Below are 26,776 nucleotides of genomic sequence, written 5' to 3' on the forward strand. Positions count from 1 at the left end.
CCCCCATTTCCCTGTCTTTTTAGATTAAAGATTTACGGGTTAAGGTTTGTACACCCTTAGGCACGTATGCCGCTACCTTTACTCCCGGTTCGTTTATGGTTATCCAGCCAAGTCCAGAAAAGACTACATCTGTTTTGGCATCCTTAATCGTAAATTCTTGTTTTACTAACTCAGGAAATGTTCCTAATTCATCTTTTCGAGGTGGAGCCAGCATTTCCCCAAGATGATTTTCATACAACTCATCTGCATTATCTGTTTTTGTCCGATGGATATTTATTTCATTTGAGACATGGCAAACAAAGGAACTCCTGCCCCCGCTTATATAGTCAAATCTTGCTAATCCACCAAAAAATAAGGTTTGACCCTCATTTAATTGAAACACCTTTGGCTTAATTTCCTTTTTCGGTGTAATTACTTTTAGATCCTTCTTATCTACAAAGTGTGCCATTTGGTGATGATTAATAATTCCTGGTGAATCAATTAGTGCTTTGCCATCCTCAAGTGGAATTTTGATGATATCTAGAGTAGTTCCTGGAAAATGTGATGTGGTAATAATATCCCCTTCCCCAGTAACTTCTTTAATAATTCTATTTATAAATGTAGATTTCCCTACATTTGTACATCCTACGACATAGACATCTTTTCCATTTCGCATCTCATCGATGGCAGCGGCTGTTTCTCTAATGTACTTTCCTTTTTCTGCACTGACTAAAAATACTTCTTCAGGTCTTAACCCAAGCTCTTTTGACTCATGTTTCATCCAATTAATCAATTTGTTATGTTTAACTGATTTCGGCAATAAATCTACCTTATTACCCACAAGCAGAACCTTATTGTTTCCTACGAAACGGTGTAATCCTGGAAGCCAGCTTCCATTAAAATCAAAAATATCAACAATCATAACGATCAGGGCATCAGTCTGGCCAATGCCATTCAATATTTTCAAGAAGTCATCATCGGTTAAACTGACATCCTGGACTTCGTTGTAATGCTTTAGTCGAAAACATCGCTGACAAATGATACTTTCCTTTTCGAGTGCAGATGATGGTGCATAACCTAATTCCTCTGGGTTTTCAGTCTGAACCTTGACCCCGCACCCCATACATAAATATTGCTCTTGTTCACTCACACTTTAGTCCTCCCATTGAATCATCCCTTTTTTCCTGAACCAATTCAAAATTCTTCGTTCAGCAAAGCGGTTAAATTTAGTAACAAACCCGTCTGTTTGGGCGACTGGTACCACAAGAATTGTATGAAACCCGCTTCGATTTCCACCTAAAACATCCGTTAATAATTGGTCCCCAATGACAACCGCTTCTTCCTTTTTGATTCCCATTTGGGATAGTGCCTTATTAAATGCACGCACCAATGGTTTGCGCGCTTGAAATATAAACGGTATTTGTAATGGGTCAGAGAACTCCTTTACCCGTATTTCATTATTATTAGAAACAATTGTAACGAGTATATTGTGCTTTTTTATTTGTTCGAACCATTTTATTAGTTCAGGTGTGGCATTTGGTCGATCCCATTCCACAAGCGTATTATCCAAATCAGTAATGATTCCCTTAATCCCTCTTTTTTTCAAGTCCTCGGGATGAATATCTAATATGCTTTTTACATGCTCATCAGGCAAAAATTTCTTTAACACTCAGCTTACACCTCATTAATTCATCTGTTTATCTGTACCATCATAACCAATTTTAACCTTAGTATCAAAATATAACTATTATAGCTGTATGGATTTATTATTTGTCAAACCCAAACATTTTTGCTGTAAAAACGAAATAAAAAATATTTTTCGACAAAATCTCAGTTTTTACACATCTGTGGATAAAGTTATTAACATTATACCCATTGTTTCAGTACCATTTTTATACTTTATAAACAAATTAGTCACAAGTTATCCACTGATAATTGTGAATAATTGGAAAGGTTGTCCAATTCAACTTAATTTGGTAGATTTAGGTTACACCAATTGAACCTACCATTTTATGCTTCTTTACTATCATTTAGTACCATTTATTTATTATATGGAGGTGCTTCTCACTTGCGTAAACTGTCAGATGAGTTATTAATTGAATCTTATTATAAAGCAAGAGAATTAAATCTAAGTCCCGAGTTTATTCATCTTATCGAAACAGAAATTCATCGTCGGTCCTTATTCAACAAAATGAAAATTTCATCTTAATATTTTACTTATGACCCTGGAGGGTCTTTTCTTTTGCAAAAAAATCAACGGCACTATTTAGCGCCGCCATTTTGGGTTGCCATGACTCCAATTTTCTCGCCAATCCTAATGTCCTTAGGTGTATGAATAGAAGGATCTAGTTGAAAAGTTTCTTTTTGGAATAACAATACAACAGTAGACCCGAAACTAAAATAGGCCATTTCCTCGCCTTTTTGAAGTGTCATTCCTTTATGCGTTTTTTCAATGGAATTGACAAACATGGCTCCCACTTTCACGATAGCAATATGGCCACTTGCTGTTTTCAATTCTGTAATCATCCGATAGTTTTTTGCTAAAGTTCTAACTCCATATTTTAAGCCCATTTTATTAACAGGATATGATTTTGAGCCAAGTGTCCACTGTTTAACAATGGTACCCTCTATAGGGCTATGGATCCGATGGTAATGACTTGGACTTAAATATAGAATCATATAAGTACCCTGTAAATATTTATTTACTGTTTCCTGACTGCCTAACATTTCTTGTATGGAATAAGTCTTACCTTTAACAACCATTTCACTTGTTTGATTAATAGAACCGACATCCTCAATAACTGCGTCTACAGGGCTGACCACCGAGTTTTCATTTGTATCAATTTTTCTAGCTTCTTTTCGCAGTGTCCTAATAAATAAATCATGAAGTGTCGGATACTCATCCAGCGATCTTTCCATATCTTCCTGATTTAATTTATAAATCTTCGCAAACGATGGGACAACAAATCTGCTGATCCTAGAACGGGCAAAACCCTGTAATATGACCGATGTCCACTTCCCATTGGTAAGTTCTATCATTAGTCGATATACGTGCTTAAACATTACATGACCCCCAAAAAGTGTAAAAATACTCTTTACGAAACTTCTTAAAAAGCTTAATATGAAATATAATAGATAAACAAACAAAAAAAATTAAAGTTCTCTTCCGGCTTGTTGAAAAGGAGTGGTGGAGCAAAATGTTTTTATTAGACGTTTTTGATTCTACAATTAAGAAGCTTAAGTCTCAAACTGCAAATGTTATTACGTTAACCAATTTATCTTTTGGTGGATTTGCAATTATTTTCGCCATGGAAGGAAATTTACGATTAAGTTTATTACTAATTTTTATCGCCGCATTAGCCGACCGTTTTGATGGCATGGCCGCTAGAAAATTTAATATTGAATCAGAGCTGGGCAAACAATTAGATTCCATGAGTGATATTATATCATTTGGAGTGGCGCCTGCACTATTACTATATCAAGGAATCTTAAATGAATTTGGGGGACCTGGATCCTTCTTCGCCGTATTCTATATCGGCTGTGGTGCCTTTAGATTGGCTCGCTTTAATATCACGGAAAGTAATGGCTATTTTACTGGTCTTCCGATTACAGCAGCTGGGTGCTTGGCAACATTAAGCTTTTTAGCTATCCCGTACCTGCCCGCTCAGACGTTTTTATTCATCATCATCATTTTATCATTCCTAATGGTTAGCCCATTTAAACTTAGAAAGATGTAACAAAGAAAAGCTCTAGCGCCTAGGCGCTAGAGCTAGACAAGTAAAGCCCAGCAGGTATCTGCTGGGCTCTATTTTTTATTTATTTTCCGTTAATTCAAGGAACTCTTCAATATCATCAATACAGATTTTGACTGCCTTTTCCCAGAAATCTTTTTGATCTAAATCAACTTGTAAATGTTTAGCTGCTAAATCTTCAACAGTCATGGAAGCGGTATCTCTTAATAAGGCAATATACTTTTCTTCATAGCCTTTACCTTCTTCAAGTGCCTGCACATATATGCCAAGTGAGAATAAATAGCCAAATGTATAGGGGAAGTTGTAAAACGGTACTCCAGTGATAAAGAAATGAAGCTTGGATGCCCAAAATAATGGATGATATTCGTCTAAAGCCTCACAATAAGCTTCCTTTTGTGCTCCTTCCATCAGTTCATTTAACGTTTCAACTGATACTGGTCCCCGTTTTCTCTCCTCATAAAAACGAGTTTCGAATAGAAAGCGAGCGTGGATGTTCATTAGCAGAGCAACCGTTCTCTGGATTTTATCATCTAGCAGGGAGAGCTTTTCTTCTTCATCCTTAGCATTTTTCACAGCTGCATCTGCCACAATCATTTCCGCAAAAGTGGAAGCGGTTTCCGCAACATTCATGGCGTATCCGCGATTAAGATAATGGACTCCTTTCATTGCATAGGAGTGAAAGCCATGCCCTAGTTCATGGGCAAGTGTGGAAACATTGGAAGGTGTGCCAGAATACGTCATAAAAATTCGAGATTCTTCACTTTCCGGGAATCCTGTACAAAAACCACCAGGTGCTTTTCCAGGACGGTCTTCGGCTTCAATCCATTGATTCTCAAATGCCATCTTAGCATAAGCTGACATTTTTTCACCAAATTGGCCAAAGTTCTGCTCAATAAATTCTGCACCCTCTTGGTAAGAAACCTTTGACTCTGTTTTTCCATATGGAGCATCTAAATCAAACCAACTTAATTTTTCAATACCTAAGAGTTTCGCTTTACGATTCATATATTCAACAAGGGGCTGTTTGTTTTCAGAAATGACTGCCCACATGGTTTCTAATGTTTCTTTTTTCATTCGATTAATACTTAATGGTTCTTTTAATACATCATCCCAACCACGTTTTTTATAAACATTTAAACGGAATCCAGATAGATGATTTAATGTTTTCGCTAAGTAATCACTTTGTTCATTCCATGAGTTTTCCCAGCTTTTAAAGACTGCTTTACGGACGTCTCTTTCGGAGCTAGCAAATCTATTTGATGCCTGCCCTACAGATAGCTGTTTTACCTCACCATTTTCCTCAACAGGAACCTTTATTTTACTAACAATGAGATCATACAATTGTCCCCAGCTATGGTAACCATCCACACCTAGTGAACTAATTAGCGATTCTTCTTCAATGGAAAGCTTTTCTTTTGCTCGTTCACGGCGTTCAGAAAGTGAAAACGTCAATTCTTGCAAGTAATCATCTTCCAACACTAGTGCCCAAACATCATCATTGATGGATGATAATAAGTTGTCAAATGCACCAAGTGCGGATTGAAAAGCAGCGCTAAGCCCTGTTACGGTTGCCTCAAGTGTGTAAGCCTTTTTATCATCAGTATTTTGTGCTTGAAGGCATCCCACAAATGCCGCTGCCTGACGAAGCTTTTTACCAGCGCTTTCAAAGTCTGATAATAACTCTTTTAAAAAAGTCATATCCTCAGCTGTATTGAGCGGGGACCAGGTTTTTACTTTTGTTTCAAATAGCACAATTAATTCCTTTGTTACCTTTAAGTGGTCCGCTAGTTCTGTAGAATCGCTCCCGCCTTTAAAAAGTACTTCAAGATTCCAAACATCTGAATATGTAGTGGCTGTCATCCAATTACCCCCTTGTCTATGTACCTTACCATTATAAATATATTATCTGAAAAACTCTATTATTTGCCTTTTAGCATAAAAAATTGCTTGTGCAAGGAGTGCACAAGCATTTATCCCTCTTAACAGCAGGTTGTATAATACCACCAGCCGCCAAAGATTAGGACTAGTATTAATAACACGATGAAGAGTGCGTACCATCCGCCTCCTCCAGTTGAATAAGGAACAGGATAAACTGGATAAGGGGCTGGGTAACAACATGGATTTGGGTAGCCATATGACACGTAAATACCCCCTTTCCCTTTTAATACTAGGTTATGTGCCTGTATACTTTTATGTATAGGCAACTGCCGTTTTAATTAAAAAAACAGAGTCGGAAAGGTTCCGGCTCTGTTCCTTAGTTCTTTTTCTTTCGCTCTTTTTCAGCACGATAAAATTCATGGAACATTTTCATTAGGGCTCGTTTTTCAATCCTAGAGACATAGCTTCTTGAAATCCCCAATTCCTTCGCAATTTCTCGCTGGGTTTTTTCCTTTTGCAGGTCAAGGCCAAAACGGCCAACAATGACTTCTTTTTCTCTGTCGTCCAGGACATCAATATATTTTCGGATTTTTTCGAGCTCCATGTTCAACTGAATGGTATCAATAACGTCTTCTGATTCCGATTTGAGTACATCAATGAGAGAGATTTCATTTCCTTCTTTATCCTGTCCAATTGGGTCGTGCAAAGAGACATCCTTTTTGGTCTTCTTCAGTGCTCGAAGATGCATGAGGATTTCGTTTTCAATACAACGTGCTGCATACGTCGCAAGCTTTGTTCCTTTCCCTTCAGAATAGCTCTCAATGGCTTTTATTAAACCAATTGTTCCTATTGAGATTAGATCCTCTGCATCCTCACCAGTATTTTCAAACTTTTTTACAATATGTGCTACAAGCCGTAAATTATGTTCAATTAACATATTACGCGCATGTGAATCCCCTTCCGCCATCAATCGTAAATATTTCCTTTCATCTGCAGCAGATAGGGGCTGCGGAAAAGCATTGTTTTTAACATAAGAGACAAGAAATAAAAATTCCTTTATGAGATAACCAAGTGCTGTGAGAATCCCTGCCATGCACATCCACCCCCGTGCTTTTTTGGGCTTTGCCTATAACTAATTCCTATGTTATAAACTGGGGGATTGTGTCTGTCCAAAGAAAATAAAGGCTTTTATCACACTACAAAAAAAGCACTGACCTTTGAAAAGGTCAATGCTTCTTTTTATTCTACACTTATCTCCGCTGTAATTACACAACCAATCGCAGCAGTTAAGACCAAAGCCATCACGATCATGAACATATTCTCCACCCCTTAAGATAGATCCTTTTATCTACTTCGAATTTATCACATTTTCACAGTATCTAACTTAAGGGGATGTGAACATTTTGTTAACAAACATTTATCGTTAAACAGTTATTGTTATTTATGATTTCATTTTTTATTTTTCTTCTTTGCTTTCACGAAAAGAAACAATAAAAAGGTATGCACCGGCATTTTTCAACTACCTCCTTAATAGGCTAACTAGGTGGTATCTTTCATACTCCATAAGCTTGCTCCGCGTTTTTGAATTAAATATATCATTGTAAACCCACCTTTTTTTTGTCATTTATAGCCTTAATACATAATGCGATGAACGGATATCTGACGATCCTTCGTTGCTTCATATATTTTCTTAATTTGTTCTTGGTGTGCTGCTTCTTCGATACTGATCTCACGTTTATTGATGGTAATGGATAAGAATAAAATATTTAAGGTCATGACTATCACCTCCCATAAAGGGTTTATTACATTAAATGATAAGCAGTAGCTTGACGGTCTTTGTGCTGATCATATAACTTTTCAACCATTTCATTTTGAATTGCTTCTTGCAGACTTTCTTCACGTTTCTTAACTGTAATCGAAAAAAACAATATATTAAGAGTCATTTAAATACACTTCCTTTCTTTAGGGTTAATTTATAGTAAATGATAAACTGACAATTGACGTTCCTTGTTTTGCTCAAAAAGTTTTTCAACCATTTCATTTCGAGTTGCTTCTTGTAGACTTTCTTTACGTTTTTTTAATGTAATCGAGATAAAAAATATATTTAGTGTCATAACTATCACCTCTCTTCCCTTTATGACCAAATTTGTAAGTAATATCCATTTAATGAACACAAAAAGGCCGCAAGAAATTACTCCCTTGCGGCCAAAATTTTAGGCACAAAAATACCGCAGGGCAGCACTCTCCCTGCGGCATGGATATGTTAGGTAACTAATAAATTAGTTAAGCAATCCATTCCTGTCGGTCGAATGCAAATTATTTACATATGCAGTTGTCATCCAAATAGCATTACCAGTGATAGCAACCATTAAATTCTTCATCATTTTCTTCGACCTCCTTCGGAATTTTTTACTAACTACGGTAATTATATCCATCAACATACCCTTTGTAAACCACTTTTTGAAAATTTTTCAGAAAAATAATTAAATGGCCTGGTTTATTCCAAAAAAAATAAACGTCCCTAAGGAACGTTTATCTCTGGTTGCCGTCTTCCATATCCATAAGTTTAAGCTGGCACTGTTTCGATTGAATAAAAAGTAAAATCGAAATAGCTAAAAAGGACATAGAGGAGATCATCATTATATTTACATCCATTTCACTCTTAGAGTCTGATGGAATAATTACGCCTAAAAAGAAAAATACACCGACAGCGAGTAATACGACAGCAAATTGTTTAAAATCCACCATTTTTTCATAAAGACTTTTTGTTTGTTTGTCCACTGTTGGTCACCTGCTTTTCTTAAAATCTACTAAGCTACTTTAACATAAAAAACAGCCTAAAAGAGTATGTAAATTTTAGAAAAACAAAAAGTCCGATTTTTCCACCGGACTCTTCTATGAACAGTCTACCCTATTGCAGCGACTATTTTCATGACCAGCGTAGCGGAATGAGTTGCTGCTGTGTCAATAAATTGATCAAAGGAGATTTCTGATTCCTTTCCTGCAATATCAGATAGGGAGCGAATGATAACGAAAGGTACACCAAAACGATGTGCCACTTGTGCAATCGCTGCTGCTTCCATTTCAACTGCCTGTAATTTATCAAATTTTGATTGGACAAATTTAACACGCTCTGGATCCTCCATAAATGAATCCCCAGTAACAATCAGCCCTTTCGCCACTTGAAATTTATCTAGTTCCTTTGCCGCATTTTCAGCTAATTGTACTAGCTTTTCATCTGCTGTAAAAGCTGCTGGAAGCTGTGGCACCTGACCATATTCATAACCGAAGGCTGTTACATCCACATCATGATGACGTACTTCCGTAGAGATAACGGCATCACCTACATTTAAATCAGGATTAAAGCCGCCTGCAGAGCCTGTATTAATGATATAATCTGGCTTATATTTTTCAAGCAAAATGGTTGTTGACATAGCAGCATTTACTTTGCCAATTCCAGAACGCAATAATATCACCTCTGCCCCTTTCATTTGGCCAAAAGTAAACTCACATCCTGCAACTGTTTCCTGACTTTGTCCGTCAATATTATCCCTTAACAGCTTGACTTCTTCTTCCATTGCTCCAATTATGGCAATTTTCATATTTAAACCTCTTTCTTTTTGTTTTACTTCTTTCATAATAATCTTCCTCGGATTGAACCATCATATCCGCAAACACTATTCTACCATCATTCGACAGAAATCTTCCAATAGGAGAGGTTAAAACCTCACTATCCTTTCTGAGAAGTTGGTATTATTTCATTGATTCACCAGCAGGAATTAACTAGAATGTACATAGGGAAAGGGTGGTCAAAATGATGAATTTCCAACTTGATTTTATTGAGGATAAAGTAGAATTCTTTGATGCAACAGATCTTAAAGTATTGGAAAAAAAAATCGAAGTAAAAATCGAGGAAAACAAAGCGATATTATTAGGAGTTCATTCAGTCTCTCATCAAATGTTTGCTAATGAAAAGGGTCAGACATATTTTACTGCAGTCGTTCACTTTAAACGCAAAAAATAGGATGGAAAGCCCATCCTATTTTTATGTTTCTATTGAATTACAGAAAGCTCTTCAACCTTTACAGGTTTCCAGCCTTCGCCATCTACCCATTCAAGGTAAACATTGTATTTTTGCTGTTTGTCTTTAGAGGCCACGGTACTGAATGATCCAGCACCTGTTGTTTTATCCCGACCTAACCAATATAAAGTCATATTACTTTCTTCAAGGCCTGTTGCATATGAAATAGCTTTTAGCATTTCCTGCCAATCAACATGTGATTTATCATAAACTGGGGTATGTTCACCTGTTTGCACGGTACCTACAGGCTTCCAAGCAGGGTTCTCGATGGTTCTAACTACATTGGTAGTTCCATCGCCTTCTGTTATAACTGCTTGTGAATCATCTTCCTGTTCAGGTGCTGCAGCTTCTTCACTTTCTTCATCCGTAACTTCTTCAGTATCAGTATCTTCCTCAGTTTCCTGGGCAGCGTCATTTTTTTCAGTATCTTTATCCTCTTTTTCTGAGGCTTGATTTGCTGTTTTTGTATCTTCCTTTTCAGGAGCTGCTTTATCGTCACCTGATAAAAAGATCGTATAGGCTACAAAGAAAATGAGTGCTAGCACAATGACAATAAGACTATTCAAGATAATGTTTGTTTTTTTCCTTTTAGCCCGATAACCAGAACGTGAGCCAGATTGGAAATCGTTACTCATACAAAAATCCCTCCAAATAGAAAAGCGAAAGCGCCGCCAAACAATTATTATGGCTGTCAACATTCTAACATGAATTGAAAAGAACTTGAAGGATTTTCCCTTAAGTTAATACTATTGTAATCCTTTGTCATATTCATATAACATTTTTACCATATCGGCAAATAATAAATTTACACCGCCTTCTGTATCTAGAACATCTAGATTAACAGCGACTAGCGCGTATTTGGGATTTTGATAAGGAAAATAGCCCGCAAACCACTTGTTATGCAATTGCTTTTCATTCTCGTATTTCCCTGTCTCCGCGGTTCCTGACTTCCCTGCAACCTCATAGGGAAGGTCTTGAAACCATTTCCCAGTTCCATTCGGATTTACAACAACTTCTCTTAATAATTTCTGAAGCTTCATTGCCGTATATGGTGAAATAGTATCGCCAGATAACGCTTTATTATCAAAGGTAACCATCGTCGTCCCATTTTTATACTCAATTTTCGAAGCGGTACTCACCATTTCTTTTTTACCACCTCTTGCGATCGTAGCCATCATATTGGCTATGGCCAGCGGCGTTGCCCGAACCTCATGCTGACCAATCCCTGACATGGCAGCATAGTTTTGATCTTTCTTAGCCTCTTCAGTTAAAAACACCCTGCCTTTATCTTCATCGACAAGTTGTTTAAAATTATCGGTATGGTAAACTTCACCCTGCCAGCCTACTGTACCTGTTAAAGACAATTTCTCCGCATAATCCTCCAACATATTTTTATCTATTTTTTGAAGTTCCTTTGCCAGCTCGCCAAAGGTCCGGTTACAGCTTCTTGCAAAGCTATCTGTAAAAGAGAGCATTCCATAATTATATTTGCTTTCCGGATCACCATTAATTTTTTTACTACAATCAAATAGCCTTGTTGGGTCATCCAGACTTTGATCAATGGCGGCAGCTGCCACCACGGTTTTAAAGATTGAGCCCATTATTTCTTGCTTTAGCATTCGATTCGTAATCCCAGAGCCGCTATAAGGATCACTTTGATTGATAGCTGGTCGCGAAACCGATGCAAGGACACTATTGCTTTCAATATCAAGGAGCACTAACCCGCCCTTTTTTATTGCATGCTGGTCTACTAATTCCTCCGATTTCTGCTGCAGGTCTTTATCAATCGTTGTTCGAACATTTACTGGGTAAAAAGGATTAGCTGGATCGACATACTTTACATTAATTCCGAATAACGGTGCCCCGTCACCATCTACGTGATAGACAAGTTTGGACTTTCCTTCTGGAAGTAAAAATTCATCAAAACTTTCTTCAAGACCAGAAACACCTATAAGTGTCTTCTCAGAGAGATCCTTATTTGAATAGCGCTTTTTTAATTCTTCGGCGTTTTCCCCTGTTAAACCAATTAATTGCGCCGCGAGTATTTCGGTGCGTTCAAACTTCTTTTCAATAGCAAATACACCCGGTATTTCAAGTTTATTAATTTTTTCCATTTGTGAAGGTGTTAATTCCAGTGGCTGTGGTTCTCCATATGCAAAAGGTTTATTTGCATCCTTTAAGGCATTTTTCAAACTATATTCTGAAATACCAGAAATAGTTGATACTGCTTCTATATCCCAATCCATATTATTTAAAAAAGGAAAGAGAACAAGAACAGATACTTTTTTATGGGTTAGCAGCTCTCCATTCCGATCTAGAAAATTACCGCGCCCGTTATCGATGACTAGTTCCTGCGTTCTTTGCTTTACACTTTCTTCCAATAGATTTACATTGTGCATTGAAAAGGACTCCGTTTGAACCAACTGAATCTGAATTAATCGCCCAGTGAGGATTAATAGCCCAGCTATACAAAGGACGAGTAAACCTTTAATTCGTCTACGTATCATAAAAAACACCTCGTCAAAAGTTTTGACGAGGTGCTCCCATTTCAAACATAAAGTTAAAAAAATCAATTAACTAATAGAGACAATACGGACGCTCATTTCACCGCCTGGTGTTTGAACGGATACTTGATCGCCTACTTTTTTGCCGATTAGGCTTTTCGCTATTGGAGAATCGTTTGAAATTTTTCCTTCAAACGGATCTGCCTCTGCACTGCCCACGATGGTATAAGTTTCTTCATCACCATTGGGAAGTTCTACAAATGTAACAGATCTGCCTAATGTAACAGAATCACTAGCCATGTCGCCTTCTTCAATAATCTTAGCGTTGCGAATCATATTTTCTAAAGTTGTAATCCGACCTTCTACAAATGCTTGTTCTTCTTTTGCAGAATCGTATTCAGAGTTTTCAGATAAATCCCCGAAACTTCTTGCAATTTTAATTCTTTCAACAACCTCTTTACGCTTTACAGATTTTAAATGTTCAAGCTCCTGGATAAGTTTGTCTTTGCCAGCCTGTGTCATTGGAAATACTTTTTCGATCGCCAAAACTTCTCACTCCTTCTAGTCTTCACAATCCCCCATAGATTGTGTTTGATAATGTTATGTAGGTATTACATAAATACATAGGAGCGCGTCCTCATTAAAGGGCGCGCAGCTTGTATTTATCCAATATGGATTCATTTTAACCTAATCTTTAGGCTATTGTTTCATAAAAATGACTTTTGTTCAAGAATTGTTTGAATTTTTGTGACCATTAAATCAATCGCTACATGATTTTGACCGCCTTCAGGGATAATGACATCCGCATATCTCTTGGTCGGTTCAATAAATTGGTTGTGCATCGGACGGACAACATTGGTATATTGATCGATCACAGAATCCAATGTTCGTCCGCGCTCTTTAATATCGCGTGATAACCTTCGAATAATTCGAATATCTGCGTCAGTATCAACAAATAACTTGATGTCCATCAAATTTCTCAAACGCTCATCTTCAAGAACAAGTATACCTTCTAAAATAATAACATCTTTCGGTTCAACTTCAATAATTTCTTTTGATCGGGTATGAAGCGAATAATCATAGACAGGTTTCTGAATTGGCTCATATCGTAACAGCTTTTCAATATGCGCGATAAGCAAATCATTGTCAAAAGCCAGTGGATGGTCGTAATTCGTCTTTAACCGTTCCGGAAAGGGTACATCACTTTGGTCTTTATAATAATAATCCTGTTGAAGCATAGTTATGGAATGCCCTTTAAAGCTTTCATAGACTGCCTTAGTTACACTTGTTTTTCCTGAGCCGGACCCTCCGGCAACACCAATAACAACCGGTTTGCGCATCAACCTAGTTCTCCTTTCGCATCATGTTGTTAGGGTAAACCGGTTTGTCCAATTTAAATTGTACAATTTGAAGTGGATGTCTTGCTGCATCCAGTTCATTACCTTTTTCATCCCAAATTTTATCAATCACATGTGTAAAGTTTTGAATTTCCGGTCCAAAGAATTCAACTTCCTGACCCGGTTTAAAGTGGTTTCGCTGCTGCAGTGTAACGATTTGACTCTCTTCGTTATAACTCAGTACTAAACCGACAAATTCAAACTTTGTCTTGTTGCTATGATTACCAAACATTTGCTCTTTATACCCCGGAACTCCTTCAAAAAATGCAGGAGCTGTTTCACGATTCGCACATTTGTCCAGTTCCTCTAGCCACTCACGCTTAATGACGAAATGGTCAGGGTCGGCACAATAAGCGTCAATAACTTTTCGATACACGCTGACTACCGTCGCAATATAGTGAATCGACTTCATTCGGCCTTCAATTTTTAAGCTATCAATTCCAAGCTCAATCATTTGAGGAATGTTTTGAATCAGGTTAAGGTCCTTAGGGCTCATGGCAAATGGTGCGTCATTCTCACCATAAAGAGGAACTTCATCTGTACTGCCTTCTAGTTGATATAAATCATAATCCCAACGGCAAGACTGACAGCAGCCTCCTCGGTTTGAATCCCTGGCGGTCATGTGATTACTTAATGTACAACGTCCAGAATAAGCAATACACATTGCACCATGGATAAAGATTTCAATTTCGACATCGACTTTTTCTTTCATTTCTCTTATTTCTTCTGCACTCGTTTCACGTGCTAAAACAACGCGCTCTGCACCGCTTTCTTTCCAGAACTGAGCTGTTTTCCAGTTTGAAATGGATTGCTGCGTGCTGATGTGAATTTCAATTTCCGGTGCCAGCCTGCGGCAAGTTTCAATAATTAATGGGTCTGCAACGATAATCCCTGCTATTCCTGTTTCCTTTAACCCAAGGATATAGTCTTCTAATCCATCAATATTCTCATTGTGAGCAAAAATATTGGTTGTTACGTAAATTCTAGCCCCGAATTTTTTGGCAAATTCTACGCCTTCTTTCATTTCTTCAAATGTAAAGTTATCAGCGTTTGAACGTAAACCATATTCCTGACCGCCAATAAATACGGCATCCGCTCCATATTGAACAGCAATTTTTAACTTTTCAAGATTTCCTGCAGGCGCTAGGAGTTCTGGTTTTTTCACAATCACACGTTTTCCATCGATGATTTCAGAAATATTATCCTTAACTGTATTCACGAATGAACTCCTCCTTTTTAGTAGACTGTCTCCTTGAAAAAGAATCCTGTATCTAGTTTGCGATTTTCTGGCTGCACAGCCTCAATAGCTTCTAAAAGCTCGTCTTTTTTATCGTCGTATTGATCTGGGTCCTCAAAAAATAAGTCAACCGCTTCACGATATGCCTTAGTAACTGCAATAAGATAGTCGGAAGACTTTAAGATTCCATCAATTTTAAAAGAATCTACACCGGCTTCTAGCAATTCCTGCAGCTCATCTATGATACAAATATCATTAGGACTCATAATGTGAGTTCCATTCTCATCCTCGAAAATCGGATATTTATTTTCTCTTTCTTTATCATGTATGAACATATTTTTTTCCATTTTACGGTTTTCGATTTCCATTACTTTTCCTTGGTACTCATAATAATTACCAAGAAGTGAACGTTTTGATTGGAACATACAGCTCATGCCATGGACCTGTACTTCTATTTCAACCTCTGCGTTTTCTTTGATTTCTACAATGGAGTCCATATTAATTTCACGTGCAAGGACTGCTCTTTTTGCACCTTTTTTACCCCAATAGTTACATGAAAACCAATTTGTCCCAAGAGTTTCCGTGCTCCAATGCAGCTTCATCTCAGGGGCTGCCTCTCGTGCAGTCATTAAGACAGCAGGATCACCGAAAATAATAGCATCAGCATTTGCTTCTGCTGCAAATTTAATATAATCACTTAATTCATCCATTTTTTCATTATGAAAAATAGCATTCATGGCAACATAGACTTTTTTCTCTTTAGAATGTGCCAATTCGATTGCCTGCTTTACCTGTTCTCGGTTAAATTCACCTGCTAAGCGCAGTCCATATCTTTGTTCTCCAACAACAAACGCATCGGCACCAGCTTCAACCAGTGGCAATATATCGTTAACTGACAGTGGAGTAACTAATAATTCCGTTCTTTTCATTTTAGTCACCTCTTCTTTTTACTAATAGCAATACCATCACCAACAGGGAGAATGACTGTATGATAATCAGGGTGATTCATCAGCCATTGATTGAAGTTATCTATTTTCCTGACAAGATTACGAATCCTTTTTGATTCAATCTCTGATTGTGTAACAAGGCCTTTAAATAAAACATTATCTGTGATGATGATGCCATCATCTTTTAAGTATTTGGAATACATCTCAAAAAATTTTTGATATTGACCTTTTGCAGCATCAACAAAAATGGTGTCGTATGGGGCTTGTTCACGGACAAGCTCCTCAACCTCAAGGGCATCACCTTTAATCAATATAATCTGTTTTCCATGCGGCGACCGACCTATATAATCTTCTGCAGCCTGTATTCTTTCTAAATCTCTTTCTATCGTAACAATGCTCGCATTTGGCAGAGCCTCGGCCATTCGTAAGGCAGAATAACCAATTGCAGTACCTACCTCAAGAACTTTTTTAGAGTTTTGAATTCTTAAAAGTTGAAGTAAAGCCTCAATTCCTACAAGTTCCATAATTGGTACCTTATTTTCTAATGCGTAATTTTCCATTTCGATAAACAATGGTTCACGTCCTGGAATCAGTTCCTCAATATAAGAATGCAGTTTATCATTTAACAAACTGCCATCACCTGCCTCTAGCTAATAAAAGCATTGTAACCAATATAATGCTCTTTAGACATGAAAAAATAGCGTTCTAAGAAACGCTATTACCTGCTCATAAAACACTTGAACTATTTTAACACAAACAAGGAGGAAAGAAAACCATTCCCCCTAGTGTCTTAATTAATTATTATTGGTAATATGCTCTGCTTTTGCAGCATTATGTTCATCTAAAGTATTGGTAAAAATAACATCCCCTCCTGGTGTAGCAAGGAAATATAAATACTTCGTTTCAGATGGGTTAATAGCTGCTTCAATTGAATCTTTACCTGCATTTGCAATAGGACCAGGTGGAAGTCCCTTATGTTTATAAGTATTATAAGGTGAATCTACTTCTAAATCCTCGTATAAGACTCTTTCCTTGTGTTTACCTTGCGCGTAAAGAACTGTTGGATCTGTTTGCAAAGGCATCTCTTGTTCGATTCGATTATAAAACACACTCGAGATATCTTTACGATCAGCTTTTTGCGTTGCCTCTTCTTCAATTAAGGAAGACATGGTCAACAACTGGTGTGCCGTAAATTCTTCTTCACTAAGTTCTGCTAAATACGGTGATATCACTTTTTTAGTCTGGTCGAGCATCGTAACGACTATTTCTTCTACAGTTGGATTTGGCTTGTAGAATGGATAAGTTGCCGGAAACAAATAGCCCTCAAGCGGATATTTAATATTAGGGTTCAGTATATCTGTTGTTAATAAATCAGGATATTTCCCCATCATTTTTTGGATGAAGGTTCGATCGTTTATTTGATTAAACACTTCTTCTTCCGGTAAATTTACTGTTTTCGCAATAATTTGGGCGATTTCCTTTAACTGTTTACCTTCTGGAATCGTTAGCTGGAAAGCAGCCTTTTGCAATACTTTCCCGGTTTTGAGGCGATTAATAATTTCTGGTATCTCCATTGACGGACTCAGTTCATATTCTCCGGCCATAAAACCTGCTTCATTTTTAAATTTAACATAGTATTTAAAGACTTTAGCGTTTTTAATGATTCCATTTGCTTCTAATTTCTCTGATATTCCCGTTACCGATGATCCTATTGGGATTTCTACCGTTTTTTGTACTTTACTATCTTTGTCAACCGGCTGCAGTGCCGACTTGATGTAGAGATAACCTCCACCACCGATGAAGACGAGGATAAAAACAGCTAAGATTGAAATAATTAAAACAATTCTACGAACGATTCTTGCTTCGCTTTGGTGCTCAAGCATTTTCTTTCGAATTACCTCTTTTTTCGAGTTTGTCTCTTCTGTTGACATCTAATTGCCCCTCCCATATAGCCAGTGAAACATATATCTTTCAAACTCTTTTTTTCTCAATAAGGAATAGCGTATCAGATATTATTTCAGCATATTATGCGAAAAATGTCAATTTTTCTCGAAAAGCGGAAGCGCCTTGAACAGGGAAAAATGCAGTTCAATTTTTCCTAGGGGCGACAGGCATAAGACGAGCCGGCGGGAAGGTTGCTCTTTAACCTTTCTGACGGATTGGCTTATGACCCCGAGCCCCTAGGCGCTGGAGCTGGACAACACGAAAAGCGGAAGCGCCTTCAAAGACATCACAAAAAAAAGCGACCCCTCTTCAGGACCGCTTTCTAAAGTATTATTCTTCGTCTTCTTGTTCGTCGTAGAAGGTATTGAGCATTTCTTCTACCATGTCCCATTCTTCTTCGGTTTCAATAGGAATTAATTCACCTTCGCCATCTTCATCATTGGGATTGAAGGCATAGGCATGAATCTCAGGACCCTCTTCATCGTCTTCCGCTCCGCCTACTTGTTGAAACAAAACATATGACTTGCCAAAATCCTCTGATTCAAATGTAAAAAGTACTTCACATAGTTGTTCGTTTCCTTTTTCATCTACAATTGTAATTTGATTTTCTCCGTGTTCCATATCTTCACCTCATTAATTTTTGCTATCAAGATAGCCTTGTAAGATCATCATGGCTGCCATTTTATCAATAACTTTCTTTCGCTTTTTTCGGCTGACATCCGCTTCAAGCAAAACCCGTTCTGCTGCCATTGTCGTTAAACGCTCGTCCCATAAAATGGTTGAAACTGAAAATTGATTTTCAATTTCCTCTGCGTATCGCTTACTGGCTTCACCACGAGGTCCAATGGAACCATTCATATTCTTTGGCAGCCCAATAACAACTTGACTGATTCCATACTCTTTTATTAATTGACCAATTTCTTCAAAACCAAACTTATTTTTTTCCTCGTCGATTTTGAGGGTTTTGAGGCCCTGTGCAGTCCAGCCAAGCTCATCACTAATAGCAATCCCAACTGTCTTAGAGCCTACATCTAATCCCATAATCCGCATTTCTTAACCCTCACGTCGTTGATTTAAATAGGATTTAACCAATTCCTCAATAATCTCATCCCGTTCAAGTTTACGAATGATATTCCTAGCATCCCGATGACGGGGAATATAGGCAGGATCCCCGGAAAGTAAATATCCGACGATTTGATTAATTGGGTTATACCCCTTTTCCTGTAAGGCCTCATAAACTTGAAGAAGAACATCATTAACGTCATGTTCAAAAGGCTCTTCAGGAAAATTAAATCTCATCGTTTTATCAAATGAGCTCATCACTTGCACCTCGCATTTTTAGTAGAGGAGATAACTAACTTGTACACGTTGCTAATTTTAGCCTTAGTGTCTAGCTACAGTGCCTAGGGGCTCGGGGTCATAAGCCAATCCGACAAGAAGGTTAAAGAACAACCTTCTCGCCGGCTCGTCTTATGCCTGTCGCCCCTGGGCAAGGCACTTCCGCTTTTCTAGTTACCTATATTTTACACTACTTTGTCTCATTATCAAATTGATTTCACCCATTCGTCTACGAATTGCAGGGCAGAGTCTAGTTTTTCTGGATCTTTTCCGCCAGCTTGTGCCATATCAGGCCGGCCGCCGCCTCCCCCGCCGCAGCGTGTGGCAACTTCTTTGATTAATTTACCCGCATGGTATCCCTTGTCAATTAAATCCTTTGTGACAGCGGCGATTAAATTAACTTTTCCTTCATTTACACTTCCAAGAAGGATTACAGCTGATCCGACTTTTTGCTTCAAATCATCTGCCATATTACGCAAGTTGTTCATATCAGATGCTTGAACCTTTGCAGCCAATACCGTAATACCATCAATGACCTTTACTTTCGATACAAGGCTGCCAGCTTCGATATTTCCTAATTTAGCAGAAAGTGATTCATTTTCACGCTGAAGCTGTTTGATTTCAGCCATTAAGACTTCTATTCGATTAACGACTTCTTTAGGATTGGTTTTCAACTTATCAGCTGCATCCTTTAATAAACTCACTTGATCATTCATCAATTGGTATGCCGACTCACCTGTAACGGCTTCAATTCTCCTTGTACCTGCGCCAATTCCGCCTTCAGAAACGATTTTAAATAGCCCTATTACAGATGTGTTCGGTACATGACAGCCGCCGCAAAGCTCTAAGCTATAATCGCCCACTTTAACAACACGTACGATATCACCATACTTTTCACCGAAAAGAGCCATTGCACCCATTTCTTTTGCTTCAGCAATCGGTTTGAGACTAATATTTACTTCGATATTTTTCCAAATTTGCTCGTTAACGATTTTCTCAATTTCCTCTAGTTCCTCTGGTTTCACTTGACCAAAGTGTGAGAAATCAAAACGGAGACGGTCTGGTTCTACTAGTGAACCTGCTTGGTTTACATGCGTACCAAGTACATCCTTTAATGCTTGATGAAGCAAGTGGGTAGCCGTATGATTTTTGATAATTTGGACGCGATTATCTTGATTTACGCTTGCTGTCACTTTTGCATCTGTCTTTAATATACCTGACTCTACCACAGCTTTATGAAGATTTTGACCATTTGGCGCTTTTTGTACGTCCTTAACAGCGACGGCAACACCTTCTGTATAAATCATTCCACGGTCTGCAATCTGCCCGCCGCTTTCTGCATAGAATGGTGTTACATCAAGAATTAATTGAACCTCGTCCCCAGTGAATGCTTCTTCAATCAATTCACCATTTTTAATGATTGCCACAACCGTAGAGCTTGTTTGAAGCTGGTCATATCCAATAAATTCACTTGCTACCTTAATGTCTCCAAGTACACCGCCTTGAACCTGCATACTATCGACATCCTGGCGAGCAGCACGAGCACGCTCTCGCTGTAATTCCATTTCTGTTTCAAAACCAGCGTGGTCTACCTTCATTCCCTCTTCTTCTGCATACTCTTCGGTTAATTCAACTGGAAAACCATAGGTGTCATAGAGTCGGAAAATATCACTTCCAGAAACCATATCGCTTCCTTTTTCCTTTTCTTTTTTGATTACATTGCCAAGTATAGATAAGCCTTCATGCAAGGTTTCATGGAAGCGTTCTTCTTCATTTTTAATCACTTTTTGAATAAAATCAGTCTTGTCTTTTACCTCTGGGTAGAAATCATCCATGATTTCCCCTACTACTGGTACAAGTTCATACATAAAAGGACGATTGATATTAATTTGTTTTGCATAGCGGACTGCTCGGCGAAGTAAGCGTCGTAATACATATCCACGTCCCTCATTTGATGGCAATGCCCCATCACCTACAGCAAAGGCAACTGTACGAATGTGGTCGGCAACCACTTTAAACGCAGTATCCTTTTCTTTATCCTCGCCATATTTCACACCGGAAATCTCTTCGGTTGCTCTGATAATCGGGATAAACAAATCAGTATCAAAGTTAGTTGGTACATTTTGGACAACAGAAGCCATTCTTTCTAAGCCCATGCCTGTATCAATGTTTTTCTTTGGCAGCGGTGTATACGTACCGTCCGGATTATGATTAAACTGAGAAAATACCAGATTCCAAACCTCAAGATAGCGTTCGTTCTCGCCGCCTGGATATAATTCTGGATCTGTTGGGTCATCTCCATACTCTGGACCGCGATCATAGAAAATTTCGGTATTCGGGCCGCTTGGACCTTCACCAATATCCCAGAAGTTCCCTTCAAGACGAATGATTCGCTCTTCAGGTATACCAATTTTTTTATTCCAAAGTTCAAATGCTTCATGGTCCTCTGGATGAATCGTAACAGAAAGAAGTTCCGGATCCCAGCCAATCCATTTTTCATCTGTTAAAAACTCCCATGCCCACTCAATAGCTTCTTCTTTGAAATATTCGCCAATGGAAAAGTTACCAAGCATTTCGAAAAAGGTATGATGACGTGCAGTTTTCCCAACGTTTTCGATGTCGTTGGTGCGGATTGACTTTTGAGCATTTGTAATCCTTGGATTTGCTGGAATAACACGGCCATCGAAGTATTTTTTTAATGTGGCAACACCACTATTAATCCATAATAATGTTGGATCTTCATGAGGAACAAGCGACGCACTGGGTTCAACAGTATGTCCTTTCTCCTGGAAAAAATCTAAATACATTTTACGAATTTCTGAACCAGTCAAGTATTTCATATTTTTTACCCTCCTTTAGGTTAGCCAATATAAGTTAAAAAAGAACACAAAAAAGCCCTCATCCCTAACAGGGACGAGAGCTAACTCGCGGTACCACCCTGATTATGAACACAAAATCTTTAGGTGTTCATCTCTCAAATAATGCCTTAACGCGGCAACAACGGCAGTGGTTAGCTGCACTCCAGACTAGCTTCTGTTATCCTTCATCTAGAGCTTCTCACAGCCAAGGAAGCTCCTCTCTTAAAGATGGACTACAACATAATAAGGTCCTTCAACATGTTAATCCATAATATTCTATAAAGGGATTATAGCTACACAAAAAACGTTTGTCAATCTGATGGCGCAGGTTCCTTTACTTTTTCATGCATGAAATGATTTTTCGCATGAATTATACTTACTTTAAGGACAACAAGAACAGGTACAGCTACTATCATTCCAAGGATTCCGCCTATTTCTCCTCCTGCCGTTAAAGCCATCATAATCATCAATGGGTGCATATGCAGACTTTTTCCGACGATATAGGGAGACAATATATTTCCTTCTAAGAATTGCAGGCCAAAAACGATTACGATTGTTATTAGCACTAATTTAACTGAGCCCGTGGCAGCGATAATCACAGCAGGAACAGCCCCAATAACGGGACCAAAATAGGGGATAACATTTGTGACCCCAATAATCATACCTAAAAGCAGCGGATACTTTAGATGGAAAATCCAAAATAAAATCGAGGAAAGACTTCCGATAATGAGACAAACAAGAAGCTGCCCTCTAATGTAGCTTCCAAGTGATTCATCGATATCCTTTAGAAAACGAGTTCCCTTCCTTCGCCATCTTTTAGGTGTAATATACCAAACCGCTCGTTTAATAAGTGTGAAATCCTTTAGCATATAAAAAGCAATAAAAGGGATAATCATGATGGCAAAAGCAAAATTCAAGAAGTTCAGCATGGAATCTACGATAACGTTCAACAGAGAATTTAGTCTTTTTTCAAAACCAATTATCCCTTGGTTTAATTGCTCCTGAAGACCATCCGGCCATTCACGTGTATGCAGCTGAAGGTCCTTTATCCAATTTCGGTATTGCTCTGCTAGGATAGGAGCACTATCAGCAAGATCTCTTACCTGTGAAATAAATATAGGAATTCCTTTGTAGAGCGCTAATCCAATACCGCCAAAAAATAGAAAATAAATCAGAAAAACCGCAAGTCCGCGATGTAAGCCTTTTTCATGGAGCTTCTCAACAATGGGGTGAAGCAAATAGGTAATAAATCCCCCAATAAAGAAAGGCAGGATAATCACTAACGCCACTCTTACAATTGGCAGCCAGACAAATCGAATTTTTAAAAACACGTAAAGGGCAATGAGTAAAAGAAGCAAGAAACCGATCCGATAAAACCATTTAACCCGAATTTCCACCGATACTATGCCTCCTTATTACCATTATTCTTAGAGACAAATACTGGATTTATACATAAGGCAAAAATCCCCCTCACAAATGAGGGGGATTCATTTTAGAATAAAGCTCGTTTTACCTTTCTGGACATTCGTTTCATTTGACGGCCAGACATCATGTTGTTTCGCTGTGCAACATTGTAGGCTGCCATTCCAACTCCAAATGCAACAACGGAAGTCATCACTTTATTCATACGTCTCACCTCTTCTGTAGTTTGACAGTGCTCTTTTGTTTTGTGCTTCCTGTCTACCTTCAGTACATAAGTGTTCCCACTTTATATGGTGTAGCGACGCTCTTCTTCTTCAAACAAGTCATCTAAGGAGCTGAGTGTACCATCTTCTTCGACTTGATGGGTATTGATAATACCTTTAGCAAGAGACAATTCAATAAAACAACTCCAGCAATAATATTGGTTTATTCCGATTTTGCCGATATCCTTGCTCTGACAATTGGGACATTTGAACATGGAAAGAACACCTCACGTATGATTAACGTCTACGATGATGGCATCCTTTCCGATCGCAGGGGGCTTCTCGGAATGTATAATCTGTTTCCCGTCTGTGATATCCGAAAAGAAACCATCCGTAATTTCGTACCCTACGATTGTGCCCAATTCTTCATGAAAATATACATCCTGTAACAATCCTAGTGACTCTCCGCTTTTTGAAATCATCATTTTTCCGTTTAGAGAGTGTTGATGGTTAAGGGTATATTCTGGAGTTGTTTTTAGTCTTTCAAGGCTGCCATCATCTTCAATCATGACCCCATCCCAGCCAAAAGATGTTACATTTTGAATGTCCAGAAAATAGGTTTGTTTGAAGAAAGCGCCTTTCTTGACCATAAGGCCTTTTACGACCCCTTCGTTTGTGATACACAAATCAGTAACTTCACCAATTTTTGCTCCAGTATTGTATTCAAAGACTGGCTGTCCCTTTAATAAAGAAAATGTTCGCAGAGTGTCCCACCTCCTGTGAACATTTATAGCTTTAGTCATTTACCATGAAATCATAAGGTGTAAGGTTTTCCATGCCAATCATTGGGTTAACCTGCATAAATCTTTCCTCAGCTGTTAAGCCTGGTTCCTCTTCCGTTTCTTCAACTTCCGGGGAATCATTAACTGAGATCATCTCCTGAAGCTTTTGGGATAATGTGGTTTGTCTGCTTAGTTCATCTGCCCTTTCCACACCCATCCTTAGTGCTTCCTCTTCACCACAAAGGATTAAAGACTGTTTACTCCGTGTTATCGCTGTATAGATGAGATTCCTGCGTAACATTCGAAAATAGCTTCTTGTGATGGGAAGGATCACAATCGGGAATTCACTTCCCTGTGATTTATGTACCGAACAGCAATAGGCATGAGTAATTTGATTCAAGTCCTGTCGTGTATACTCGACTTCATTTCCCTCAAAGGAAACGTAGACCATATCTTGTTTTTCCGTATTTTCCTTGGCATAAATAATGGAAATAATTTCTCCAATATCTCCGTTGAAAACATTACTTTCTGGCTGATTTACAAGCTGGAGGACCTTATCACCGATGCGGTATTTCACTTCCCCAAATGCAATTTCCTTCCGAGTACCATCTGGGTTTGGATTAAATATTTCTTGTAATAAGACATTTAATCGGTCAATCCCCGCAGGACCTCTGTACATGGGTGCCAGGATTTGGATATCCTTGGCTGAATAACCCTTACTTTTAGCATTAAGAGCAACCTTTTCAATTACTTGAGGAATCTGAGCCGTTGAACACTTGATAAACGAACGGTCGGGCTGCTTCACGGTAACATTTGCTGGTAAGTAGCCCTTCTTGATATCATGAGCCAATTCAATAATTGAAGATCCTTCGGCCTGTCGATAAATATCTGTTAATCTAACGGTTGGGACAACCTCAGACCTCAATAAATCCTTGAGTACTTGACCAGGTCCAACCGATGGAAGCTGATCTTCATCCCCAACGAGAATGACCTGAATCGTAGCCGGCAACGCTTTAAACAATTGATTTGCTAACCAGATATCAAGCATCGAGGTCTCATCAACAATCAGAATTTTCCCTTCAAGTTCAGGAACATCGTCACGATCCATTCCTTCTGTTCCATTAAAACCAAGTAAACGATGAATCGTCACCGCCGGCAGACCGGTGGATTCACTCATTCTTTTTGCTGCCCTTCCTGTTGGGGCTGCTAGTAAAAATGGAAACGGTTCGCCCTTTTTATGGTAGTCTTTTGGCTCTAATGAACAGCCATGCAATTCCGCATAAAGCTCAACAATCCCCTTAATAACAGTGGTTTTACCTGTTCCAGGCCCCCCTGTTAAAATTAACATCGGAGACATTAAGGCCGTTTGAATCGCTTCTTTTTGCGTGGGTGCATACTGTACCTTTAGCCTTTCCTCAAGATTTCCCAACGCCAGCAAGAATTCCGATTCAGGAAATTGCTCCTTGTATTGTGTTTGTTCAAGGATTTTTTTTATATTGGTTACGAGTCCTTTTTCAGCAAAATACAACGAAGGCAAATAGACATGCTTTTCCTCACCAACTAATTTTCCCTCTTCCTCGAGTTTCAAAATCTCTGTTGAAATATCGGAGTATTCAATTTGATCCCGTTTATTTTCTTCGAGTAGATTTTTAACCTGTATCAGCAAGTCCTCTACATCTACATAGACATGCCCATTCTGCATACTTTCGTTTTCCAGCGAATATAGACAAGCGGCTTTTATTCTGTCCGGATGATTCCCTGAAATGCCTAGTTGATAGCCCAGTTCGTCTGCCCGTCCAAAGCCAATTCCCTCAATATCCTCTACAAGCTTATAGGGGTTTTTTTGGATAATATCGAGGGTTTCATCCTTATAGGTTTGATACATCCTCATCGAAAGCTGCGGGCCAAAGCCATATTGATTTAAAGCGACCATCACTTGCTCGAGACCCTGGTGCTCCATCAACGTATCATATAGCATTTTTGCCTTATCAGGAGGAAGCTTTGGGACAGAATCAAGCAAGGAGGGCTGATTTAGAATTTTGGAAATCGCGTTATCTCCTAATGTTTCAACGATGTTTTCTGCTGTTTTCTTCCCAATCCCTTTGAACATCTCACTTGATAAATATGCCGCCACGCCTTGCTTGGTTTGCGGAATATCTTTTCGAAAATGCTTTGTTTGGAATTGCATGCCAAACTTTGGATGGTCCTTAAACTCACCAAAGAAAATATAGGTTTCCTGTTCATGAATCTTTGGAAAATAACCTGTGATTACCGCTTCCTTGTCATCATATTCATGATTCGTTTCTTCCACACGAATTCTTAATACGGTGTAAAGATTTTGCTCGTTATGAAAAATGGTCACAAGATGTTTTCCTTTCACGAACTTTCCTTGCTCCGCAAATAAATCAAGTGAGCTTTGCTTATCCATGGGGTGCTTCCTCCTTTCTATTTTTT

At 38.5% G+C, this 26,776-nt stretch carries 31 protein-coding genes and 1 other annotated feature; of the genes, 3 read left to right on the forward strand and 28 right to left on the reverse strand.

The window, feature by feature from the left end; all coding sequences use genetic code 11:
• Positions 1-19: 19 nt before the first annotated feature.
• Positions 20-1,102 (reverse strand): ribosome biogenesis GTPase YqeH, encoded by a 1,083-nt coding sequence (gene yqeH, locus ACY3XC_RS03275; protein WP_464867462.1) that lies wholly within the window; start codon positions 1,100-1,102, stop codon positions 20-22.
• Positions 1,103-1,132: 30 nt separating this feature from the next.
• Positions 1,133-1,648, reverse strand: a complete 516-nt coding sequence (locus tag ACY3XC_RS03280) for a YqeG family HAD IIIA-type phosphatase (RefSeq protein WP_464867247.1) — start codon at positions 1,646-1,648, stop codon at positions 1,133-1,135.
• A 399-nt stretch (positions 1,649-2,047) separates the two neighbouring features.
• On the opposite strand from ACY3XC_RS03280, the gene ACY3XC_RS03285 reads away from it, so the two are divergent.
• Positions 2,048-2,188 (forward strand): sporulation histidine kinase inhibitor Sda, encoded by a 141-nt coding sequence (locus tag ACY3XC_RS03285; protein ID WP_045517793.1) that lies wholly within the window; start codon positions 2,048-2,050, stop codon positions 2,186-2,188.
• A 53-nt stretch (positions 2,189-2,241) separates the two neighbouring features.
• On the opposite strand, the gene ACY3XC_RS03290 is transcribed toward ACY3XC_RS03285, so the two are convergent.
• Positions 2,242-3,042: a phosphatidylserine decarboxylase gene (locus ACY3XC_RS03290; RefSeq protein WP_464867248.1), complete on the reverse strand. Its 801-nt coding sequence runs from the start codon at positions 3,040-3,042 to the stop codon at positions 2,242-2,244.
• Between the two features lie 134 nt (positions 3,043-3,176).
• Here ACY3XC_RS03290 and pssA point away from each other — a divergent pair, with 134 nt between their 5' ends.
• On the forward strand, positions 3,177-3,716 hold the full coding sequence (gene pssA, locus ACY3XC_RS03295) for a CDP-diacylglycerol--serine O-phosphatidyltransferase (RefSeq protein WP_179157202.1): 540 nt from the start codon (positions 3,177-3,179) through the stop codon (positions 3,714-3,716).
• A 75-nt stretch (positions 3,717-3,791) separates the two neighbouring features.
• Here the strand turns inward: pssA and ACY3XC_RS03300 are convergent, their stop codons facing one another.
• The 8 genes from ACY3XC_RS03300 to mtnN form a co-directional block, all read right to left on the reverse strand.
• Positions 3,792-5,591: a M3 family oligoendopeptidase gene (locus tag ACY3XC_RS03300; protein ID WP_464867249.1), complete on the reverse strand. Its 1,800-nt coding sequence runs from the start codon at positions 5,589-5,591 to the stop codon at positions 3,792-3,794.
• A gap of 119 nt (positions 5,592-5,710) precedes the next feature.
• On the reverse strand, positions 5,711-5,872 hold the full coding sequence (locus ACY3XC_RS03305; protein WP_179157204.1) for a hypothetical protein: 162 nt from the start codon (positions 5,870-5,872) through the stop codon (positions 5,711-5,713).
• 113 nt (positions 5,873-5,985) lie between these two features.
• Positions 5,986-6,702 carry an RNA polymerase sporulation sigma factor SigK gene (sigK, locus tag ACY3XC_RS03310; protein WP_179157205.1) on the reverse strand — a complete coding sequence of 239 codons (717 nt, stop codon included), beginning with the start codon at positions 6,700-6,702 and terminating at the stop codon, positions 5,986-5,988.
• Positions 6,703-7,241: 539 nt separating this feature from the next.
• Positions 7,242-7,385, reverse strand: a complete 144-nt coding sequence (locus tag ACY3XC_RS03315) for a YrzI family small protein (protein WP_179157206.1) — start codon at positions 7,383-7,385, stop codon at positions 7,242-7,244.
• A gap of 26 nt (positions 7,386-7,411) precedes the next feature.
• Positions 7,412-7,552: a YrzI family small protein gene (locus tag ACY3XC_RS03320; protein WP_179157207.1), complete on the reverse strand. Its 141-nt coding sequence runs from the start codon at positions 7,550-7,552 to the stop codon at positions 7,412-7,414.
• A 30-nt stretch (positions 7,553-7,582) separates the two neighbouring features.
• Positions 7,583-7,723, reverse strand: a complete 141-nt coding sequence (locus ACY3XC_RS03325; protein WP_179157208.1) for a YrzI family small protein — start codon at positions 7,721-7,723, stop codon at positions 7,583-7,585.
• A gap of 418 nt (positions 7,724-8,141) precedes the next feature.
• Entirely contained in the window at positions 8,142-8,390 is a 249-nt protein-coding gene (locus tag ACY3XC_RS03330; RefSeq protein ID WP_464867250.1) for a YrhC family protein, read from the reverse strand.
• Positions 8,391-8,515: 125 nt separating this feature from the next.
• Positions 8,516-9,211, reverse strand: a complete 696-nt coding sequence (gene mtnN / locus ACY3XC_RS03335) for a 5'-methylthioadenosine/S-adenosylhomocysteine nucleosidase (RefSeq protein ID WP_464867463.1) — start codon at positions 9,209-9,211, stop codon at positions 8,516-8,518.
• Between the two features lie 215 nt (positions 9,212-9,426).
• Between mtnN and ACY3XC_RS03340 the strand changes: the two genes are divergently transcribed.
• Positions 9,427-9,633, forward strand: coding sequence for a DUF2536 family protein (locus ACY3XC_RS03340; protein WP_179157210.1), 207 nt, complete (start codon positions 9,427-9,429; stop codon positions 9,631-9,633).
• 29 nt (positions 9,634-9,662) lie between these two features.
• Here ACY3XC_RS03340 and ACY3XC_RS03345 read toward each other — a convergent pair whose 3' ends face one another.
• The 17 genes from ACY3XC_RS03345 to recD2 form a co-directional block, all read right to left on the reverse strand.
• On the reverse strand, positions 9,663-10,325 hold the full coding sequence (locus tag ACY3XC_RS03345; RefSeq protein ID WP_464867251.1) for a YrrS family protein: 663 nt from the start codon (positions 10,323-10,325) through the stop codon (positions 9,663-9,665).
• Positions 10,326-10,436: 111 nt separating this feature from the next.
• On the reverse strand, positions 10,437-12,197 hold the full coding sequence (locus tag ACY3XC_RS03350) for a peptidoglycan D,D-transpeptidase FtsI family protein (protein WP_464867252.1): 1,761 nt from the start codon (positions 12,195-12,197) through the stop codon (positions 10,437-10,439).
• A 66-nt stretch (positions 12,198-12,263) separates the two neighbouring features.
• A complete protein-coding gene (gene greA / locus ACY3XC_RS03355) occupies positions 12,264-12,740 on the reverse strand; it encodes a transcription elongation factor GreA (protein WP_179157213.1) in 477 nt (158 codons plus the stop codon).
• Between the two features lie 161 nt (positions 12,741-12,901).
• Complete coding sequence (udk, locus tag ACY3XC_RS03360) at positions 12,902-13,537, reverse strand: uridine kinase (protein ID WP_464867253.1); 636 nt, start codon at positions 13,535-13,537, stop codon at positions 12,902-12,904.
• Position 13,538: 1 nt separating this feature from the next.
• The gene (locus ACY3XC_RS03365) at positions 13,539-14,810 is read right to left on the reverse strand and encodes a peptidase U32 family protein (RefSeq protein ID WP_464867254.1); all 1,272 of its coding nucleotides are present in this window, start codon (positions 14,808-14,810) and stop codon (positions 13,539-13,541) included.
• Between the two features lie 17 nt (positions 14,811-14,827).
• Positions 14,828-15,757, reverse strand: a complete 930-nt coding sequence (locus tag ACY3XC_RS03370; protein ID WP_464867255.1) for a peptidase U32 family protein — start codon at positions 15,755-15,757, stop codon at positions 14,828-14,830.
• 5 nt (positions 15,758-15,762) lie between these two features.
• Positions 15,763-16,404 (reverse strand): O-methyltransferase, encoded by a 642-nt coding sequence (locus tag ACY3XC_RS03375; RefSeq protein ID WP_464867256.1) that lies wholly within the window; start codon positions 16,402-16,404, stop codon positions 15,763-15,765.
• A gap of 165 nt (positions 16,405-16,569) precedes the next feature.
• A complete protein-coding gene (gene mltG, locus ACY3XC_RS03380; protein WP_464867257.1) occupies positions 16,570-17,706 on the reverse strand; it encodes an endolytic transglycosylase MltG in 1,137 nt (378 codons plus the stop codon).
• Between the two features lie 343 nt (positions 17,707-18,049).
• Positions 18,050-18,340, reverse strand: a complete 291-nt coding sequence (locus ACY3XC_RS03385; protein WP_179157218.1) for a DUF1292 domain-containing protein — start codon at positions 18,338-18,340, stop codon at positions 18,050-18,052.
• 12 nt (positions 18,341-18,352) lie between these two features.
• Entirely contained in the window at positions 18,353-18,769 is a 417-nt protein-coding gene (gene ruvX / locus ACY3XC_RS03390) for a Holliday junction resolvase RuvX (RefSeq protein WP_179157219.1), read from the reverse strand.
• A gap of 3 nt (positions 18,770-18,772) precedes the next feature.
• Positions 18,773-19,039 (reverse strand): IreB family regulatory phosphoprotein, encoded by a 267-nt coding sequence (locus tag ACY3XC_RS03395; protein ID WP_095250076.1) that lies wholly within the window; start codon positions 19,037-19,039, stop codon positions 18,773-18,775.
• A gap of 224 nt (positions 19,040-19,263) precedes the next feature.
• Positions 19,264-21,897, reverse strand: a complete 2,634-nt coding sequence (gene alaS / locus ACY3XC_RS03400; RefSeq protein WP_464867258.1) for an alanine--tRNA ligase — start codon at positions 21,895-21,897, stop codon at positions 19,264-19,266.
• Positions 21,898-21,963: 66 nt separating this feature from the next.
• Positions 21,964-22,181 (reverse strand) — a binding site (T-box leader).
• 45 nt (positions 22,182-22,226) lie between these two features.
• Complete coding sequence (locus ACY3XC_RS03405; protein ID WP_464867259.1) at positions 22,227-23,312, reverse strand: AI-2E family transporter; 1,086 nt, start codon at positions 23,310-23,312, stop codon at positions 22,227-22,229.
• A 95-nt stretch (positions 23,313-23,407) separates the two neighbouring features.
• Complete coding sequence (locus ACY3XC_RS03410; protein WP_464867260.1) at positions 23,408-23,542, reverse strand: YrzQ family protein; 135 nt, start codon at positions 23,540-23,542, stop codon at positions 23,408-23,410.
• Positions 23,543-23,623: 81 nt separating this feature from the next.
• On the reverse strand, positions 23,624-23,815 hold the full coding sequence (locus ACY3XC_RS03415; RefSeq protein WP_045517826.1) for a hypothetical protein: 192 nt from the start codon (positions 23,813-23,815) through the stop codon (positions 23,624-23,626).
• A gap of 12 nt (positions 23,816-23,827) precedes the next feature.
• Positions 23,828-24,343, reverse strand: a complete 516-nt coding sequence (locus tag ACY3XC_RS03420) for a PRC-barrel domain-containing protein (RefSeq protein ID WP_464867261.1) — start codon at positions 24,341-24,343, stop codon at positions 23,828-23,830.
• Complete coding sequence (recD2, locus tag ACY3XC_RS03425; protein ID WP_464867262.1) at positions 24,336-26,750, reverse strand: SF1B family DNA helicase RecD2; 2,415 nt, start codon at positions 26,748-26,750, stop codon at positions 24,336-24,338. Before recD2 ends, ACY3XC_RS03420 begins: the two co-directional genes overlap by 8 nt.
• Positions 26,751-26,776 lie beyond the last annotated feature (26 nt).

The organism is Bacillus sp. CZDM1, from assembly GCF_055502545.1.

Excerpts from the sequence above, each read along its gene's own strand:
- ACY3XC_RS03385 (WP_179157218.1), bottom strand. The coding sequence starts at position 18,340 with ATGGAACACGGAGAAAATCAAATTACAATTGTAGATGAAAAAGGAAAC.
- ACY3XC_RS03340 (WP_179157210.1), top strand. The coding sequence starts at position 9,427 with ATGAATTTCCAACTTGATTTTATTGAGGATAAAGTAGAATTCTTTGAT.
- sigK (WP_179157205.1), bottom strand. The coding sequence starts at position 6,702 with ATGGCAGGGATTCTCACAGCACTTGGTTATCTCATAAAGGAATTTTTA.
- ACY3XC_RS03300 (WP_464867249.1), bottom strand. The coding sequence starts at position 5,591 with ATGACAGCCACTACATATTCAGATGTTTGGAATCTTGAAGTACTTTTT.
- ACY3XC_RS03415 (WP_045517826.1), bottom strand. The coding sequence starts at position 23,815 with ATGTTCAAATGTCCCAATTGTCAGAGCAAGGATATCGGCAAAATCGGA.
- ruvX (WP_179157219.1), bottom strand. The coding sequence starts at position 18,769 with ATGCGGATTATGGGATTAGATGTAGGCTCTAAGACAGTTGGGATTGCT.
- recD2 (WP_464867262.1), bottom strand. The coding sequence starts at position 26,750 with ATGGATAAGCAAAGCTCACTTGATTTATTTGCGGAGCAAGGAAAGTTC.
- yqeH (WP_464867462.1), bottom strand. The coding sequence starts at position 1,102 with ATGGGGTGCGGGGTCAAGGTTCAGACTGAAAACCCAGAGGAATTAGGT.
- ACY3XC_RS03410 (WP_464867260.1), bottom strand. The coding sequence starts at position 23,542 with ATGAATAAAGTGATGACTTCCGTTGTTGCATTTGGAGTTGGAATGGCA.
- ACY3XC_RS03315 (WP_179157206.1), bottom strand. The coding sequence starts at position 7,385 with ATGACCTTAAATATTTTATTCTTATCCATTACCATCAATAAACGTGAG.
- ACY3XC_RS03395 (WP_095250076.1), bottom strand. The coding sequence starts at position 19,039 with ATGAGCTCATTTGATAAAACGATGAGATTTAATTTTCCTGAAGAGCCT.
- pssA (WP_179157202.1), top strand. The coding sequence starts at position 3,177 with ATGTTTTTATTAGACGTTTTTGATTCTACAATTAAGAAGCTTAAGTCT.
- ACY3XC_RS03320 (WP_179157207.1), bottom strand. The coding sequence starts at position 7,552 with ATGACTCTTAATATATTGTTTTTTTCGATTACAGTTAAGAAACGTGAA.
- mtnN (WP_464867463.1), bottom strand. The coding sequence starts at position 9,211 with ATGAAAATTGCCATAATTGGAGCAATGGAAGAAGAAGTCAAGCTGTTA.
- ACY3XC_RS03370 (WP_464867255.1), bottom strand. The coding sequence starts at position 15,757 with ATGAAAAGAACGGAATTATTAGTTACTCCACTGTCAGTTAACGATATA.
- ACY3XC_RS03420 (WP_464867261.1), bottom strand. The coding sequence starts at position 24,343 with ATGACTAAAGCTATAAATGTTCACAGGAGGTGGGACACTCTGCGAACA.
- mltG (WP_464867257.1), bottom strand. The coding sequence starts at position 17,706 with ATGTCAACAGAAGAGACAAACTCGAAAAAAGAGGTAATTCGAAAGAAA.
- alaS (WP_464867258.1), bottom strand. The coding sequence starts at position 21,897 with ATGAAATACTTGACTGGTTCAGAAATTCGTAAAATGTATTTAGATTTT.
- ACY3XC_RS03350 (WP_464867252.1), bottom strand. The coding sequence starts at position 12,197 with ATGATACGTAGACGAATTAAAGGTTTACTCGTCCTTTGTATAGCTGGG.
- ACY3XC_RS03345 (WP_464867251.1), bottom strand. The coding sequence starts at position 10,325 with ATGAGTAACGATTTCCAATCTGGCTCACGTTCTGGTTATCGGGCTAAA.
- ACY3XC_RS03325 (WP_179157208.1), bottom strand. The coding sequence starts at position 7,723 with ATGACACTAAATATATTTTTTATCTCGATTACATTAAAAAAACGTAAA.
- ACY3XC_RS03290 (WP_464867248.1), bottom strand. The coding sequence starts at position 3,042 with ATGTTTAAGCACGTATATCGACTAATGATAGAACTTACCAATGGGAAG.